General features: G+C 69.4%; 18 protein-coding genes. 8 read left to right on the top strand and 10 right to left on the bottom strand.

The window, feature by feature from the left end:
* Nucleotides 1-5: 5 nt before the first annotated feature.
* Nucleotides 6-1,604 (bottom strand): FAD-dependent oxidoreductase, encoded by a 1,599-nt coding sequence (locus M1L60_RS29915; RefSeq protein WP_253240874.1) that lies wholly within the window; start codon nt 1,602-1,604, stop codon nt 6-8.
* Nucleotides 1,597-2,595 carry a LacI family DNA-binding transcriptional regulator gene (locus M1L60_RS29910; protein ID WP_253240873.1) on the bottom strand — a complete coding sequence of 333 codons (999 nt, stop codon included), beginning with the start codon at nt 2,593-2,595 and terminating at the stop codon, nt 1,597-1,599. Before M1L60_RS29910 ends, M1L60_RS29915 begins: the two co-directional genes overlap by 8 nt.
* A gap of 207 nt (nt 2,596-2,802) precedes the next feature.
* On the opposite strand from M1L60_RS29910, the gene M1L60_RS29905 reads away from it, so the two are divergent.
* The 3 genes from M1L60_RS29905 to M1L60_RS29895 are packed head-to-tail and all read left to right on the top strand — an operon-like array spanning nt 2,803 to nt 4,703.
* A complete protein-coding gene (locus M1L60_RS29905; protein WP_253240872.1) occupies nt 2,803-3,756 on the top strand; it encodes a glycoside hydrolase family protein in 954 nt (317 codons plus the stop codon).
* A gap of 31 nt (nt 3,757-3,787) precedes the next feature.
* The gene (locus M1L60_RS29900; RefSeq protein ID WP_253240871.1) at nt 3,788-4,267 is read left to right on the top strand and encodes a hypothetical protein; all 480 of its coding nucleotides are present in this window, start codon (nt 3,788-3,790) and stop codon (nt 4,265-4,267) included.
* Complete coding sequence (locus M1L60_RS29895; protein ID WP_253240870.1) at nt 4,257-4,703, top strand: cytidine deaminase; 447 nt, start codon at nt 4,257-4,259, stop codon at nt 4,701-4,703. The genes M1L60_RS29900 and M1L60_RS29895 overlap by 11 nt, the downstream gene beginning before the upstream one ends.
* A gap of 8 nt (nt 4,704-4,711) precedes the next feature.
* On the opposite strand, the gene M1L60_RS29890 is transcribed toward M1L60_RS29895, so the two are convergent.
* Complete coding sequence (locus tag M1L60_RS29890) at nt 4,712-4,930, bottom strand: DUF397 domain-containing protein (protein ID WP_253240916.1); 219 nt, start codon at nt 4,928-4,930, stop codon at nt 4,712-4,714.
* A 248-nt stretch (nt 4,931-5,178) separates the two neighbouring features.
* On the opposite strand from M1L60_RS29890, the gene M1L60_RS29885 reads away from it, so the two are divergent.
* The 3 genes from M1L60_RS29885 (at nt 5,179) to M1L60_RS29875 (ending at nt 7,712) form a co-directional block, all read left to right on the top strand.
* Entirely contained in the window at nt 5,179-5,406 is a 228-nt protein-coding gene (locus M1L60_RS29885; RefSeq protein WP_253240869.1) for a DUF3311 domain-containing protein, read from the top strand.
* 4 nt (nt 5,407-5,410) lie between these two features.
* On the top strand, nt 5,411-7,057 hold the full coding sequence (gene mctP, locus M1L60_RS29880) for a monocarboxylate uptake permease MctP (protein WP_253240868.1): 1,647 nt from the start codon (nt 5,411-5,413) through the stop codon (nt 7,055-7,057).
* A gap of 79 nt (nt 7,058-7,136) precedes the next feature.
* Nucleotides 7,137-7,712 (top strand): class I SAM-dependent methyltransferase, encoded by a 576-nt coding sequence (locus M1L60_RS29875; protein ID WP_253240867.1) that lies wholly within the window; start codon nt 7,137-7,139, stop codon nt 7,710-7,712.
* Here M1L60_RS29875 and M1L60_RS29870 read toward each other — a convergent pair.
* Nucleotides 7,680-8,168: a VOC family protein gene (locus tag M1L60_RS29870; protein WP_438862165.1), complete on the bottom strand. Its 489-nt coding sequence runs from the start codon at nt 8,166-8,168 to the stop codon at nt 7,680-7,682. The genes M1L60_RS29875 and M1L60_RS29870 overlap by 33 nt on opposite strands.
* Between M1L60_RS29870 and M1L60_RS29865 the strand changes: the two genes are divergently transcribed.
* A complete protein-coding gene (locus tag M1L60_RS29865; protein WP_253240866.1) occupies nt 8,167-9,312 on the top strand; it encodes an MFS transporter in 1,146 nt (381 codons plus the stop codon). The two genes, M1L60_RS29870 and M1L60_RS29865, sit on opposite strands and share 2 nt — an antisense overlap.
* Nucleotides 9,313-9,353: 41 nt before the next feature.
* Here M1L60_RS29865 and M1L60_RS29860 read toward each other — a convergent pair whose 3' ends face one another.
* From M1L60_RS29860 to M1L60_RS29835, 6 genes are all read right to left on the bottom strand, one after another.
* Nucleotides 9,354-10,634 carry a glycoside hydrolase family 18 protein gene (locus M1L60_RS29860; protein WP_253240865.1) on the bottom strand — a complete coding sequence of 427 codons (1,281 nt, stop codon included), beginning with the start codon at nt 10,632-10,634 and terminating at the stop codon, nt 9,354-9,356.
* A 90-nt stretch (nt 10,635-10,724) separates the two neighbouring features.
* Nucleotides 10,725-11,834: a bifunctional RNase H/acid phosphatase gene (locus M1L60_RS29855; RefSeq protein ID WP_253240914.1), complete on the bottom strand. Its 1,110-nt coding sequence runs from the start codon at nt 11,832-11,834 to the stop codon at nt 10,725-10,727.
* Nucleotides 11,822-12,556, bottom strand: a complete 735-nt coding sequence (locus M1L60_RS29850; RefSeq protein WP_253240864.1) for a zinc ribbon domain-containing protein — start codon at nt 12,554-12,556, stop codon at nt 11,822-11,824. Before M1L60_RS29850 ends, M1L60_RS29855 begins: the two co-directional genes overlap by 13 nt.
* Nucleotides 12,553-13,374, bottom strand: coding sequence for a Nif3-like dinuclear metal center hexameric protein (locus M1L60_RS29845; protein ID WP_253240913.1), 822 nt, complete (start codon nt 13,372-13,374; stop codon nt 12,553-12,555). The genes M1L60_RS29850 and M1L60_RS29845 overlap by 4 nt, the downstream gene beginning before the upstream one ends.
* Before the next feature lie 83 nt (nt 13,375-13,457).
* Complete coding sequence (locus M1L60_RS29840) at nt 13,458-13,985, bottom strand: flavoprotein (protein WP_253240912.1); 528 nt, start codon at nt 13,983-13,985, stop codon at nt 13,458-13,460.
* Nucleotides 13,986-14,054: 69 nt separating this feature from the next.
* Nucleotides 14,055-15,284, bottom strand: coding sequence for a helix-turn-helix domain-containing protein (locus tag M1L60_RS29835; RefSeq protein ID WP_253240863.1), 1,230 nt, complete (start codon nt 15,282-15,284; stop codon nt 14,055-14,057).
* Nucleotides 15,285-15,524: 240 nt separating this feature from the next.
* On the opposite strand from M1L60_RS29835, the gene M1L60_RS29830 reads away from it, so the two are divergent.
* Nucleotides 15,525-16,052 carry a bifunctional DNA primase/polymerase gene (locus M1L60_RS29830; protein WP_253240862.1) on the top strand — a complete coding sequence of 176 codons (528 nt, stop codon included), beginning with the start codon at nt 15,525-15,527 and terminating at the stop codon, nt 16,050-16,052.
* The last annotated feature ends 25 nt before the right edge of the window (nt 16,053-16,077 follow it).

Here is a 16,077-nt window from a genome sequence, read left to right as displayed (position 1 = left end):
CTCTCTCAGTAACCGCTGACGTCGGGCCAGCGCAGCTCGACGCCGTCGGCGCTCAGGTGGTGCTGGAACTCAGCGAGCAGATCGGGGGTGTTGCGTACGGCCCGCGGCGACACCGAACGATTGAGGCAGAAAGCGGCCAGCGCGCCGGCCACCTCACCCGTGTTCCATTCGACGGGGTGCAGCCGGTACGAGCCGTTGGTGATGTGAGTGGTGCCGATGTTCTTGCCGGCGGGCAGCAGGTTCTCGACCCGCTGCGGAATCAGCGCGCCGAGCGGGATTTCGAACGGGCACGAGGCGACGTCGATGTAGTTGTCGCCACCGGTCGATGGATGCAGGTCGATGCGATACATGCCGACGCCGACCGAATCCGGATACGGCACAGCGCCTTTGTCGCCCCGGATGAGCAGCGACAGATCCTGCTCGACCACCGTGTACTCGGCCCGGATGCGACGGCCTTCCCGCACGTACGGGGCCATCGCGAGCCCGTCCGGGCCACCCGTCACGTCGCCGCGCAGGCGAAGACCGGGCCAGCCGGTGCCGCCGTCGGGGCGGGGCGCCTCGGTCTGCAGCCAGTAGAGCACCGAGTGGGACAGTTCCCGGGCCGCGCGCTCGACCGCGGCCGGGTCGGGAACATCGACGTACGGCTCCTCGAAGTAGTCGATCATCGGCCAGTTCACCAGGCAGATGTCGCTCGGATAGAAACCGTCGGTGAAGTTGCGACGGGCCGCGATGCGACGGAACGTCCACAGGTTGCCGTCACCGGGGTTGACCCGCTGATCGGCCTCGACCAACCACGGGTCGTCGTCCGGGTTCGGCGTGAACGAGCGGGTCGAAGTTTCGAGCGTACGAGGATTGGGCGTCTGCCACGACAACATGCGGGCGCCCCAGAACGGCGGCTGGTAGTCGCGCCAGAACCCGTACGCGCCGGGCTTGTCGATCGTGTGGTTGCCGTCGACATGATCGATCGCGAAGCACACCGACAACGCCTGCATGTTGGCCGGATCGGCCGTGGCCGGAGCGCTCGGCTCGCCGGTCTCGGCATTCGACTCGGCCCCGGTCACGTACTCGGCCCCGGTCATCGGCAGCAGCGCGCCGGTCTCGGTCGCGTCCAGGATGTACGGCCCGGTGAGCACGACGTCCTCGCCCGCGTGCCGCACGATCACGCTGGTCACGCGGTCGCCTTCGGTCTCGGCCCGCACCGGTGCGGCCGGTTGCAGCACCGTGAGCCGGCCGGCCCCCCGGTACGGGCCGAGCATCTGCTCGATCACGGCCACGCCGACCCGAGGCTCGGCGCAGAGCCGGCTGACGTGCCCGGCGCCCGGGTTGAGATCTCGGGTGTTGCGCGCACGATCGGTGAGCGGGAAGTGCGACCGGTAGTAGTCACGGATCCCGTCGCGCAACGCACGGTAGCTGCGGGTGACTCCGAACTGTTCGACCCAGCTGTGCTCGTCAGGCGGGACGGCCTGGCTGGTCAACTGCCCGCCGAGCCAGGCGTACTCCTCGGTCAGCAGCACCGACCGGCCCGCCCGCAACGCCGCCAGGGCCGCGGCCACTCCCCCGAGGCCGCCGCCGATCACGACCACGTCCGCATGCAGTTCACGCACGGGCCACCGCCAGGGTCGCGCCGGCCACGGGTTCGCACGGCAGCAGGCGTTGAGTTTCTCCGCCCGTACCGTCCAAGATCGCAGACAGCACCTCGACCGCCTGCCATCCCATCGCGCGGCGCGGAATGCGATAGCCGGTGAAGTCGAGATCCGTGCTGGCCGGCCGGGTCGGGTCACCCAGAGCGACGAACGACAGATCTTCCGGTACGCGCAGACCCCGCCGCCCGGCCTCGGCCGCGAGCACGGCGCCGTCCGCGAACTCCTCCACGAAGACCGCCGTGCAGCCCTGTTCGCGCAGGTCATCGAGCACGCCATCGGTGTACCGGAGCCGAACTCCGGTGATCCCGGCTTCGGCCACGGCGCTCGTGAAGCCCCGATACCGGTCGGCGTGCGACTCGGGCCCGGCGCCCTCCCCCACGTACGCGATCCTGCGGTGCCCCAACTCGGCGGCCTTGCGCACCTGGGCCGCGGTGGCCGTCGGATAGTCGGCGCCGACATAGGGCACCGGCCCGCCCGCGTCGTCGCGGCGGCCGACACTGACGAACGCCTGTCCCTCGGCGATCAGCCGGGACAGCTCCTGCGGGTCGAGCCAGCGACCGAGCAGGATGCAGCCGTCGGCCAGCCGCAGCCGGTTGTCCTGCGAGAAGATGCGGCGCCGGCCGTCGATCACCGGCGCGCTGGTGAACAGCAGCAGGTCGCAGCCGATGCTCTCGGCGCACTCCTCGATGCCGACCAGGAACGGGTGGTAGAAGTCGCCCAGCCCGGCCGGGAACACGGGCTCGTAGGTGAAGACGCCGAGGAAGCGGTTGCGCTGCGCGGCCAGGCGGCGGGCGATCGGGTCGGCCACATAGCCCGTACGCCGGATCGCCTGCAACACCCGCTCCCGGGTTTCCGGCGCGATGCGGACGGCGGCGTCGTCGCGCTCGTTGAGCACGATCGACACGGTCGTCTGACTGACGCCGGTCATCCGGGCGATGTCCTGCTGCGTCACCCGCCTGTTGCTGGATGGCACGTCGGATGTCTCCTCTGTTACGCCGCTAATGCGTATTAACAAACGTGAACCGATCGTGGGCCACGTGATCAGCGGCCGTCAAGGAATCTCCAGCACTAATAGGTATTAGCACCTTGACCGCAGTTGTTAACGATGGCGAAACTTCGATGCGTCCCCACCGCTTCCCCCACCCCTGGAGGTCGCACCATGGATCGACGTTCCCTGCTTCGCGGCGCCGCCGTCGTCGGCGCGGCCGGCATCTCGGGCGTTGCCCTTCCGGAGGCGGCGAAGGCTGCCGGACCGGCCGGCCTGCCCACCTACCGCTACCTGCGCGACGCGCTCACGCTGCCGCTGCGCTACAACCCGACCGGGGAGTTCATCTTCCCCTGCATCCGCGGCGTCTACGACAAGATCAGCGGGGCCCGCGGCCGCTACTACCTCTACTACGCCCCGCACGAGAAGCCCGGTGGCATCTGCGTGGCCTGGGCCAACTCGCTCAACGGCCCGTTCACCGAGCACCCCGGCAACCCGATCATCGACAACGTGCTGCCCGGCGGCGGCACCGTCTCGCACGTGTCGTCACCCCACGTCACCTGGATCCCGGAGACCCGCCAGTTCCACCTGTACTGGCACGGCGAGAACACGACGACCCGGGTCGCACGCTCGTCCGACGGCATCAACTTCCGGGACGAAACTCCCATTCTGAGTACGCGGCTCGTGCCCGGCCTGACCGAGACCTCGTACGCCCGGGTCTTCGCTCACAGCGGCCGCTACGTGATGGTGTACATGGGGGTGCTCGCCGGGAAACGCCGCATCTATCACGGCTGGTCCCCGAACGGCTGGGACCAGTGGCAGTTCAGTCAGAGCGCGCTGGTCAACCCCGAGCCCGACGGCCTGACCGACATCTCGGGCCCGTCGCTGGTGACGCGCAACGGCACGACGTACGTGGCCTACCACGGCAACGACGGCAAGATGCGCATCACCGAGGTCGGCAACGCCTTCGACCGCGAGAACCACCTGGGCGTCTTCTACTCCCCCGCCGCCTCGGACAACGGCCGCGCCGCGGCCCCGTCGTTCGGCACCGACGGCGGTGTCCAGTACATGTTCTACGAGGCCGGGCCCCGCCTGAACGCGCGCATCTGCATCGCCCGAGCCGTCTGACCCGATTGCCCGGCGGCGCTACGGTCGGGAGATGTCAGCCGCCTCCTTCCCGCGCGCCGCCGCCGACGCCGCCTACCGAGCGGTCCTGGCCGGCATGTGGATCGCCGCCCGTGACCTCTCGCCGGCCCGCCGCCGCCTGGCCCGCACCGGCCTGATCGCCACCGGTATCGGGGTCGAGTACGCGAAGTCACCGTCCTCCTTCCGCGAGATGTTCGACCAGAAAGAGCCGCAGCCGGACGAGCCGCAAGAGTTCAAGCCCGACAAGCGGCAGTCGGCCACCCTCGCAATCGGCATCGGCCTGGCGGTGACGACGATGATCGCCCGTCGCCGCCTCGAGAAGCGATGGATGAAGCAGTTGGAGCACAGCGGCCACCGTCATCCGGCCGGCGCCTTAGCGCTGCGCATGGTCCCGGTCGAGTTCGGCATCCAGTTGCTGCTGCGCGCGGCCGACCGCTTGAAACCCACCCCCGACGACGAGTCGCGTGCACTACCTTCGCGGGATGGAACTTGATCAGCGACTCGTGGACGCGGCCGTCGACCAGATGAACCGGCGGTGGCCGGCCGAGGAGTACGGCGGGGCCGCCGCCGTACTCCTCGAGGACGGCCAGATTCTGACCAGCGTGTGCCTCGACAACATCAACGCCGGGGTCACGCTGTGCCACGAGACCGGGGCCATCTGTCAGGCCTACACGCTCGACAAACGAGTCACGGCTTCGGTCTGCGTGGGGCGCAAGGCCGGGACCACGGAGATCTTCGTGCTGGCACCCTGTGGCATCTGCCAGGAGCGCCTTGCCCTGTGGGGGCCCGACGTGCGGGTCGGCGTGGGCGATCCGCTCAGCCCGTCGGGGTGGACGGCCCGCACCCTGCTCGAACTCAACCCGTACTACTGGGCGGCCCGCTTCGCCGACGGCGGCATCTGGCCGTCGATGGCGGCGCACACCGACTGAACCGGGCCTCAGGGTTGCAAGTCGAATTCGCCATCCTTGGCGGAGCCGACGAAGGCGGTCCACTCCGCCGTCGTGAATTTCAGGGTCGGTCCGGAGCGGTCCTTGCTGTCCCGGACCGCGACGCCGTCGGTGAGGACGGCCACCTCGACGCAGTTGTTGCCGCCGTTGCCGTTGCTGCGGCTGCCCTTCTTCCAGAGTGTCGGAACAGACGGTTGCTGGTAGGTCATCACGAGCTCCTCACGGTTGCTGATGCCTGCGATTCTGAGCCGGCCCGGCGGTCCGGGACGGGCCGAGCATGACGACCTGTGGACCACGTCCGTCCCTGTGGACAGTCACCTGATCTTGGGAATCTGTGGTAACGCGTGCGCCGTTCGGCGCACCTTCCGCGCCGTTGGGCGCATGATGATCGCCGGTAACCGCCGTGTCTCGTTAGCGTGACTGTGACCGTCTCCACAGTTACCAGGAGGTACGGCTGATGGCGGACCCCGAGACGCCGAAAGCGGTGCCCGCAGCCCGCAGTGATCGCAGCCCGTGGAACTGGCTGCTCCTGATCCCCATCGTGCTGCCGGTTCTGACCCCACTGTTCAACCACGACTCGCCCCGGCTGTGGGGCTTCCCCGCGTTCTACTGGCTCCAGTTCCTGTTCATCCTGGTCGGCGTGACCACCACCTCGATCGTGTACCAGATGACGAAGAAGCGGTGACGGCATGGGCGACCACGTAACCGAGATCGTCATCTTCACGCTGCTGTTCGTGCTGGTCAGCGGCATGGGTTTCGTCGCCGCGCGGTGGCGGGCGCCGAAGGACATGGAACACCTCGACGAGTGGGGGCTGGGCGGCCGCAGCTTCGGCGGGTGGATCACCTGGTTCCTGGTCGGCGGTGACCTCTACACGGCGTACACGTTCGTCGCCGTCCCGGCCCTGATCTTCGGCGCCGGCGCGGCCGGGTTCTTCGCCGTGCCGTACACGATCGTCATTTATCCGCTGTTCTTCCTGATCCTGATCCGGCTCTGGTCGGTGTCGCACCGGCACGGTTTCGTCACCCCGGCCGACTTCGTGCGCACCCGGTTCGATTCGCCGACGCTGGCGTTGCTGATCGCCATCACCGGCATCGTCGCCACCATGCCGTACATCGCTCTGCAACTGATCGGCATCGAAGCGGTGCTCAAGACGATGGGGGTGACCGGCGACAGCATGCTCGCCCGGCACGCGCCCATCATCATCGCGTTCGCGATCCTGGCGGCGTACACGTATCAATCGGGTCTGCGAGCGCCGGCGCTGATCGCTTTCGTCAAGGACACGCTGATCTACATCGTGATCCTGGTGGCGGTCATCTATCTGCCCTACAAGCTGGGCGGCTGGGGCAGCATCTTCGACGCGGCCGAGGCGAAATTCACGGCCTCACCCAATCCGAACGACGGCATCACGCTGAACGCCAACAACCAGCTTCAATACATCACGCTGGCCCTGGGTTCGGCTCTGGCGCTGTTCCTGTACCCGCACAGCATCACCGGCGTGCTGGCCAGCAAGAACCGCAACGTCATCAAGCGGAACATGTCGGCCCTGCCCGCCTACAGTTTCCTGCTCGGCCTGCTCGCGCTGCTCGGCTACGCGGCCATCGCGTCCGGCGTCAAGCCGATCACCGACCCCGCGACCGGCAAGGTGGACAGCAACACGGTCGTACCGCTGCTGTTCGACATGCAGTTCCCGGCGTGGTTCGCGGGTGTCGCATTCGCCGCGATCGGCATCGGCGCGCTCGTGCCGGCCGCCATCATGTCGATCGCTGCGGCCAACCTGTTCACCCGCAACATCTACAAGGAGTATCTGAAGCGGGACGCCACCCACGCCCAGGAGGCGCGCGTCTCGAAAATCACGTCGCTGGTGGTGAAGGTCGGGGCGGTCGCCTGCATCGTCTTCCTCGACCCGCAGTTCTCGATCGATCTGCAACTGATCGGCGGCATCATCATTCTGCAGACCGCGCCGGCAGTGGCGCTCGGCCTGTTCACCCGTTGGCTGCACCGCGGCGGGCTGATCGCGGGCTGGGTCGTCGGCATGGGCCTGTCGATGTGGATGCTGTGGCAGATCCCGAACGCGGCCACCGGAAAGGCGCACTTCGGCGGCTCGGCGTTCCCGCTGTCCGACTTCGGCTTCGACAGCAAGCGCACTATTTACGTCGGATTCATCACCGTCATTGTCAACCTGCTGGTGGCGGCGCTCGTGACGCTGATCCTGCGGGCCACCAAGACGCCGGACGGTGTGGACGGCACGACCCAGGACGACTACTTCGCCGACGAGGGCGACCCGCGGATCGACAAGGACGTCGCCGCCACGGTCGATCACAAGTCCTCGACCTGACGAAAGCCTGACCCGCTCCCGGGTCATGGAGACGCCGCGCCCTCCGCCAAGGGCGCGGCGTTCTCTATTCTCGGACGCTGTGAGCCGCGACTGGATCAAATGGCACGACGAGTACGAGGTCCCGGGCTCGTCACTGGCCCGGCGACTCGAAGTGGTACGCGGTTATCTGCGCCCGTTGCTCGACCGCCCCCGCCGGGTGATCAGCATGTGCGCCGGCGACGGCCGTGACGTGCTGCCATTGCTGCCCGCGGGTTCCCGTGCCGTACTGGTCGAATGGGATCCGGTGCTTGCCGGAAGGGCGCGCGCGGCCGCCCCTTCCGGCGTCACGGTGATCACCGGAGATGCCGGAACCACTACGCCGTACGCCGAAATCGCCCCCGCGGAAATCGTGCTCGCGTGCGGCGTCTTCGGCAACGTTTCGTACGAGGACACGCGCCGGACCATCGCGGCCCTGCCCAGCCTGCTGACCCCCGGCGGCACGGTGATCTGGACCCGCGCCGGCGAATCGCCGGTGCGGTCGCTGTTCGCCGACAACGGTTTCACCGAACTCGCCTACGCCGAACCCACCGACGCCCGTTTCCGCGTCGGAATGCACCGGCTCGACCGCGCCCCCGACCCGTTCCTAGGCGACGTCCGCCTGTTCACTTTCGTCTGACTCACCCAGATAGAGGCAGAACGGATGCCCGGCCGGATCGAGCATGACGCGCACATCGTCCTGCGGTTGAAAAGCGGCCAGGGCCGCCCCGGCTTCAACAGCGTGAGCCACCGCTTCGTCGAGATCGTCCACCTCGATCTCGAGGTGCATGGACATCTGCGGCTGCCCCGGCTCGGCCGGCCACACCGGCCGCACGTAGTTCTCCTCGGTCTGAAACCCCAGGTTGTAACCGGCATTCTCCGACGGCGCGACGGCCCCGCCCCGCCCGTCCCCGGACGAAAAGAACTGCCAGTCCAGAAGCCGCGCATAGAACCGCCCGAGGGCGGCCCCGTCCGGCGCATCCAACGTCACACCCCACCACTGCTTACGCCTGCGTAATGGCATCCCACCATTCTCGACCCGAAGCCTGAGAACGGGGCCTCCGGCGCGGGCCGGTTCGCTTACGGTCGAGAGCATGATCAGCACCGATCTCTTGCACCTGCGGCGGGCGCGGGTGGCCACGTCGGCGATCTTTGCGGCTCATGGGGCGGTGACGGGGACGTTCGCCGCTCGGGTGCCGTGGATCGCCGATCATGTGGGGGTCGGGCCCGGTGGGCTGGGGATCGCGTTGCTGATGCCGGGGCTCGGAGCGCTCGCTGCGATGCCGTTGTCGGGGCGGCTCGTGCATAGGTTCGATCTGCGTTCGCTCGTACGGGTGTTGATGCTCTGCTGGGTGGCCGTGCTGCTGCTTCCGTCGCTGCCGACGTCGCTGTGGCTGCTGTGCGTGACGCTCGTCGCCTACGGAGCGGCGGCGGGGCTGGCCGACGTCGCCATGAACGCGCACGCCGTGCTGGTCGAGGCGGGGTACGGGAAGTCGGTCATGTCCAGCTTCCACGGCTGGTGGAGCATCGGCGGGCTGGGCGGTTCGGCCATCGCCGTGTTCGCTGCGCGTGAGGGCCTGGGAGCTCCGGCACACTTCGCGATCGCGGTGGGCGTACTCGCGGTAGTGGTTTTGGTGGCGTCGATGGGGATCGTGCCGCACCGGCCGGAACCGTCGCTGGAGGAGCCGCCGGCGTTCGCGCTGCCGTCGAAGGCGGTGCTACCGATCGGGCTGATCGGACTGTGCGCCGTCTTCGCGGAAGGGGCGAGCCTCGACTGGGCCGCGGTCTACGTACGCGACCTGCTGAACCACCCGGCCGCGACCGCCGCCGCCACGGTCTCGATCTTCTCGGTCTGCATGGCGGTGGCCCGGTTCGGCGGCGACTGGGTCGTGCAGAAGCTGGGCCCGGTGACAACGGTCCGCATCAGCGGCGCCTGCGCGACGGTCGGTGCGCTGATGGTCGTGCTGTTCGATCACGTGGTGCTGGTCATCGGGGGGTTCGGCCTGCTCGGCATCGGCATCGCGGTGGTGGTGCCGCTGGTTTTCGCGGCGGCCGGGCGCAGCAGCGAACATCCGGGACGCAGCATCGCCGGGGTGGCCGGCATCGCGTACGGCAGCGGGTTGATCGCCCCCGGCGTCATCGGCGGCATCGCCCACCTGTCGTCGCTCACTGTCTCGTTCGCCGTGATCGTCGGCCTGATGGTCGTCATGACCCTGGGCGCGTCCGTGCTGCGCCGCTGATCGGGCGGTAGCGGATCGCGATCCGCTACCGCCCCGGGTCGTTACGGGGTCCAGAGGCCGGTGGCGATGGCCTTGGTCAGGGAGGCGTTGGCGTCGTCGCCGTCGAGCGACCACATCATCGCGCCGCCCAGGCCTTTCGAGCGGATCCACAGCGACTTCTGCAGCAGCACTGCCGGGTCGTCGTACGTCCAGAAGGTGGTGCCGTCGTACAGCCAGGCGTGGCCCGACTTGAGGTCACGGTAGGTCTTGAAGCCGGGCAGGGCCTTGACCGTCTTGTAGTCCTCGGTGCCGGCCGCGAACTTGCCCGGGGCCGGGCCCGTGGCTGGGGCGAACAGGCCGTTCTTCGTGCCGGTGACGCCCGTCCAGCCCTGGCTGTAGTAGGGCACGCCGAGCACCAGCTTGTGGCGCGGGGCACCCAGCGACAGCCACTTGTTGATGGCTACTTCGGACGAGAAGTCGGGGTTGTCGGGGGCGCCGTTGGGCACCCGCAGGGCCGACTGCTGGTTGGTGCGGGCCTCCCACGAGCCGTGGAAGTCGTAGCCCTGGACGGTCGCGAAGTCGAAGTACTTGAAGATCTTGCCTTCGAAGCCGGCGTCGACCTTGACCGGCGCGGCGGGCAGGAAGGCCGTCAGGTCGTAGCGCTTCTTCGTCGTCCGCGACAGCGAATCCAGCTGCTTCCGGAACTCGGCGGTCAGCAGGGTGAAGTTCTGCTTGTCCTCGGGGCGGATGACGTTGCCGACTTCGCCCTCGGACCCGGGCCACTCCCAGTCGAGGTCGATGCCGTCGAGGATGCCGGCCGCGACCCCGGCGGGCAGGCCGGGCAGGTTGCCCTTGATCCACAGGTCGACGCAGGACGACACGAGCTTCTTGCGCGAGTCGTCGGTCAGCGCCGCGTCCGAGAAGTACTTCGAGCCGGTCCAGCCGCCGAGCGAGATCAGCACCCGCAGCTTCGGGTTCTTCTTCTTGAGCTCGGCGATCTGGTTGAGGTTGCCGCTGATCGGCTGGCCTTCGACGTCGGCCACGCCGTCGACGCTGTTCTCGGCCGAGAACGGGGTCTGCCAGTCGGCCCACGGGTCGGCCGAGACGCACAGGCCGTCGGCGGTGACCGGCCCGAACGCGTAGTTGATGTGGGTGAGGCGGGCCGCGGCGCCGGATTTCTGCACCTTGGCCAGCTGGAAATCGCGGCCGTAGATGCCCCACTGCGTGAAGTATCCGACCTTTACATATGATTTTCCGGTTGCCTGTGCGGGTGTCGCTACGGCCGTCGATGCCACGGCCGCGATGGCCGCCGCGGCGATGAGACGGCGAGTCAGAACGCGCATGAGCCCTCCGAGGGCGAAACGTTGAACAAAGTTTCCTAATCGAGGAAGCTAAACGTCTCGCCCCGGAGAATCAATGGTCGCCGATAGAGATCAGCGCAAATGCGCGGTTTCGTTCACCGAGCGCACGGCGATGTTGCCGTCCGGCCAGGCGTCCATCGTGGAGATGCCGGCCGTATCGAGGAACAGCCGGTGCAGGAAGGCGTCGGAGGCGGCCAGCGCGTCCCGCAGGATCAGCTTGATCGGTGACACGTGCGAAACCACCACCACAACCCCACCGGCGTACGACTGCAGGACCGTAGCCATCGCGCCGCGCACCCGCTTCGCGACGGCCTGGAACGACTCGCCCTCCGGCGGCGCCACGCTCGTCGAGGCGAGCCAGGCCTCCATCTCGCGCGGCCACCGTTCCTGCACCTCGGCGAAGGTCAACCCCTCCCAGGCCCCGAAGTCGACCTCGATCAGGTCGTCGACCACCGTGACGGGCACCCCGCCGACCTCGGCCGAGATCAGTTCGGCCGTACGCACGCACCGGCTCAGCGGCGAGCTGACGATCGCCGTGACATCGCGCGCGATGCCCGCCACCCGGCCGCCGGCCGCCATCGCCTGAGCCTCGCCCTCGTCGGAGAGCGGCACGTCACCACGCCCGGAGTAGCGGCCCTGCCGGGTCAGGGTGCTCTCCCCGTGGCGTACGAGAATCAGGCGGGTCGCATCGTCGAGCGACGGCGGCGCCCACGACTTCGGCGCCGGCGCCGGCGTCACGACCGAAGGCTCGACGCGGTCGGCCACCGGCTTGCCCGCGGCCTCGTCCATGGCCCGGTTGGCCAGCGCGTCGGCCGCCTTGTTGCGCTCGCGCGGGATCCACTCGAACGTCACGTGGCCGATCCGGGCCACGAGCTGGGCCGCCTCGGCCGCGAGCGGGCGCAGGCCGGCGTTCTTGATCTGCCACCGGCCGGACATCTGCTCGACGACGAGCTTGGAGTCCATCCGCACGCCGACCTCGGTCGCGCCGAGCTCGATGGCCGCCTTGAGCCCCTCGATCAGGCCTGTGTACTCGGCCACGTTGTTGGTGGTGACGCCGAGCGACCCCTGCCGCTCGAGCAGCACCTGGCCGTCGGTGTCGAGCACCACCGAGCCGTACCCGGCCGGCCCCGGATTGCCCCGGGACCCGCCGTCGGCCTCGACCAGAACCCTCACAGGCCCGATTCCTTGGTACGCACCATGATCCGGCGGCATTCCTCGCAGCGGACCACGTCGTCGGGCTCGGCCGCCTTGACCCGGGCCAGGTCGGCCCCGTACAGCTCGATGCGGCAGCCCCCGCAGCGACCCGACTGGAACAGGGCGGCCCCCAGCCCCGACTCGAGCCGGATCTTGTCGTACAGGCCGACCAGGTCGGCCGGCAGGTCGGCGGCCAGCGGGGCCCGCGACGACGTCTTGAACTCCTGCTCCTTGGCGATGTCGGCCAGCGCCTCGTCGCGCCGCCGCTCGGCCGCCGCACGCCGCTCGTTGGCCGCGTCCAGCCGGCCCTGCACCTCGGTCAGCGCGGCCTCGGCCGTCTCCCGCTGCTCCATGAGCTCGAGCTCGGCGTCCTCGAGCTCGCCCTGCCGGCGGTTGAGCGTGGCCAGCTCGTGCTGCAGCCCCTCGATCTCGCGCAGGGCGCCGCCCGCGTCGAGGCGCTTCTGGTCGCGGTCCTTGCGGGTCCGCACCTGCTCGATGTCCTTCTCGAACCGGCTGATGTCGCGGTCGAGGTCGTCCACCGTGACCTGGGCCCGTACCCGCTCGTCGTCGAGCCCGGCGAGCTCACGCCCGACGGCCTCGATCTCGGCCAGCTCGGGCAGCGACTTGCGCCGGTGGGCGAGCTGGGCCAGGGCGGTGTCGACCGCCTGCAGGTCGAGCAGGCGGCGCTGGGCATCCGGTGAGGCCTTCACAGCAGGGGCTCCTTCGTTTCGGGAATGTCCCTGGCGTGCACGGTCCAGGGGTCGGTGTCCACATCAGACACGATGACTTCGGCGCCGGAGTCGGCGCGCAGCCAGGCCGCGACGTCGTCGAGCCACGGGCGCTCGGTCGCCCAGTGGGCGACGTCGAGCAGCGCCGGACCGTCCTCGGCGAGGTGTTCGCTGGCGGGGTGGTGGCGAAGATCGGCGCAGAGGTACGCGTCGACGCCCGCGCGGGTCGCGTCGGTCAGGAACGAGTCGCCCGCGCCGCCGCAGACGGCGATCGTGCGCAGCACCCGCGACGGATCGCCGGCGGCGCGGACGCCGGCCGCCGTGGTGGGCAGCCGCGTCGCCGCGTACCCGGTGAACTCGGCCAGATCCATCGGTTCGGCCAGCTCACCGATGCGCCCGATGCCGCGGCCCGCGCCGGCGGCGGCGCCCGTGGCCGGCACCAGCGGGCGCATGTCGCGCAGGCCGAGCCGGGCCGCGAGCGCGTCGGACACGCCGGGGGACGCCACGTCGGCGTTGGTGTGCGCGCAGTACAGCGCGATGTCCTGGCGGATCAACCGGTGGATGATCCGGCCCTTGTACGTGTCGGGCGCGATCGACGACACCGGCTTCAGCAGCAGCGGGTGGTGGGCGACGATCAGGTCGGCCCGCTCGGCCAGCGCCTGGTCGACCGTCTCGGGCACGCAGTCGACGACGCACAGGATGCGCCGGACGGGGTGCTCGAAGTCGCCGAGCACGAGCCCGACCCGGTCCCACGATTCGGCCCAGTCCCGCGGATAGCGCCGGTCGAGCGCGCTGACCACGTCGAGAACGGCGGGTGTGGCGGCGGTGTCGGTCACGGCCGCCAACTCTATCGGGCCGCTCCCCGCGAATCGGCAGGACAGGCCTACGCCGGTTCGGCCCGGCTGCCGCTGCTCATGCTGACCGGGTTGCTGACGGCCTGGAGCGCTCGCCGCCAGGGGAACTGGCCCCGAAACCGGTCGGTTTGTCCGGGTCCGCCGAGCCGGCACACGTCCTCGCCGTACAGCACGTGCACGCCCCAGTCGCGCAGCCGGGCCAGACTTTCGTGCAGCGCCGGATGCAGGGCCATGACCTTGTTCGTGTACGGGACCACGGCCGTGGGCACGCCATAGCCGTAGCCCTCGACCAGCAGGCCCAGGACCAGGGTGTCAGTGATGCCGGCGGCCCACTTGTTGACGGTGTTGACCGTGGCGGGCGCGACGATCATCGCGTCCGCCTGCGGCAGCACGTCGGGGTCGCCCGGACTCTTGTAGTAGGTGCGTACCGGATGCCCGGTCTGAGCCTGGAGCGCGGCCACGTCGACGAACTTGCGCCCGTCGGGGGTGGTGATCACGCAGACCTCCCAGCCTTCCTGCTGGGCCAGACCGACCAGGATGCCGACGTCACGGGCCATGGGCGAACCGCAGACCAGGACGTACAGCACACCACCGGGCACGGCGTTACCGATCGTCACGAACCCACCTCATACACCGACTCCCATCTGCTCGGCCAGCTCCGCGATCGGAGCCGGCGGAGTGCCCCGCGTCCGGCGGAGCACGTCGGAAAGCACCTCGTGCGCGAGCGGCCGGCAGCGGATCTCGGACGGGGCGAGCCGGTCGCCCTCGAGCAGCATCTCGCTGGCCTTCTCGATGTTGCCGATCTGCGTGTAGCCGCGGGCGATGTCCAGGAAGTGGTGCGCCCGGCGTTCCGGCAGCAACGCGTTGAAACCGACGACGTCGAGCTTCTCGTGCGTGTCGACCGCGGCCCGGCCGTCGCCCAGCTCGACCGCCGCGGCGCAGCGGTGCAGCAGGACGTTGGTGGGGCCGAAGCTGGTCCAGTAGTGGTTGAAGTCGCCGCCCAGCTCGAGCGACGCCTGTTCGGCCCCGCACAGCAGGTCGCGCACGGTCGCGCTGTCGCCGATGCGGGCCGCCGCCATCGCCCCGTTCAACAGCAGCATGCCGTACACCGACAGCCGCTCGCCCTTGTGGGCCGGCTCGTACGCGGGCGCCAGCCGGTTCGCGATGTTGACGTTGACCTCGAGCGCGGGACGGACCCGGCCCAGCGCCAGCAGCGCGCTGCCGACCCGGAAGCTGGCCAGGCCGGCCAGCAACTGGTCGCCGGCCCGCTGCGAGACGGCGATCGAGCGGTCGGCCGCCAGCCATGACAGCTCGTGCTCGCCGACCTTGCGCAGGGCGGACGACGCGATCTGGTAGACCTGGCCCAGCAGGTGGGCCGCGTCCTTGGCCTCGGCCCCGGTCGCGTACGCGCTGTCGGCGGCCTGGGCGTCCCGCAGCAGCTTGGGCAGCATGCGGGCCAGCACCCCGTACTTGGCGTGCTGATAGGTCAGCCAGGCGTGGCTGACCGCCTTGTGCATCTCGGCCAGCGGTGGCGAATGTGGCACCGCCTGGAAGAACGCGCTCATCTGGTCATAACGCTCCAGAGCGGCGCGAATCTCCTCAACCTCGACCTGGTCGATGCAGTTCTGCGTTTCCGGCCGGCGCTCCACGTCCTTGCCCAGCAGCAGCTGGACGTCGACCTGGAGCACGTCGGCGATCTCGTAGACGACGGAGAACTTGTCGAGCCGGCGAACTCCCCGCTCCACTTTGTCGACCCAGCTCTTGGACTTTCCCAACCTGTCCGCGAAGACCTGCTGGGACATCTTGCGTCGGCCGCGCCAATAGGCGACGCGGCGGCCGATCGGCAGCTCGTCCACGGTGCCTCCCCCAGCTCACCGACGACCCCCGCCGGCGAGCTCTTGTGTCATCTGCAGTCTGGAACGTCCACGTCCGCGTACGTCGCACAACGTGTGTGATCGCCTGCTCACCGATGCTCGTATTTTTCGTTGCAACTTGCAAAGGGTGGATCTGCCGAAACCAACGAGGTGTGTCGCGCTTGGATACGGCGCCTCCGGCTGATATAGCACCGGGCCACCTAGATCGGGGGTTATCGAGCCATGCAGTGGACAGGCCATCGACCGTTCGTACCGTCGGCAGCGCTTGATCGGCTGCGGCTGCGCCGGGCCGCTCTGCGCTACGCGGAGCGCGGGTGGACGGTCACCCGAGGTGCGCGCAGCGTGCTGCTGGCCACCGGGCACCGGTTCGACGCGCTCGAGGTGCCGGCCGAGCTGGGTCTGCGCACGCTCGGCGCCGTTCGCCTCAATCGCCGGGCCGATGCCCACGGGCCGGTCGCGGTGACCGCCGCGGGCCGCTGGTTGTTCCTGGTGACGCCCGGACTGCCGCTGCGGCCCACATTGGATCACCGGCTCGACGTCGTACGGCACGGGGTGGGCTCGTGGATCGCGGCGCCCCCGAGCCGGATGCCCGAGGGACCGGTGCGCTGGGCAGTTCCCCCGGAACGGACACAGTGGCGGCTGCCCGGCGCCGACGTGGTGCAGGGCCTGCTGGCCGACGCGCTGGGCACCCGGCCGGGGCCGGCGCTCACCGTGCCCCGGCAGATGTCGACCGCGCGCCGCGGAGCCTGACCCCAACTCGACCATGTCGAGGGAC

The organism is Paractinoplanes aksuensis (assembly GCF_024137025.1).
Taxonomy (GTDB): Bacteria; Actinomycetota; Actinomycetes; order Mycobacteriales; family Micromonosporaceae; genus Actinoplanes; species Actinoplanes aksuensis.
The sequence above is the reverse complement of the archived record's forward strand: the minus strand, read 5'-3'. Positions and strand labels throughout refer to the sequence as shown.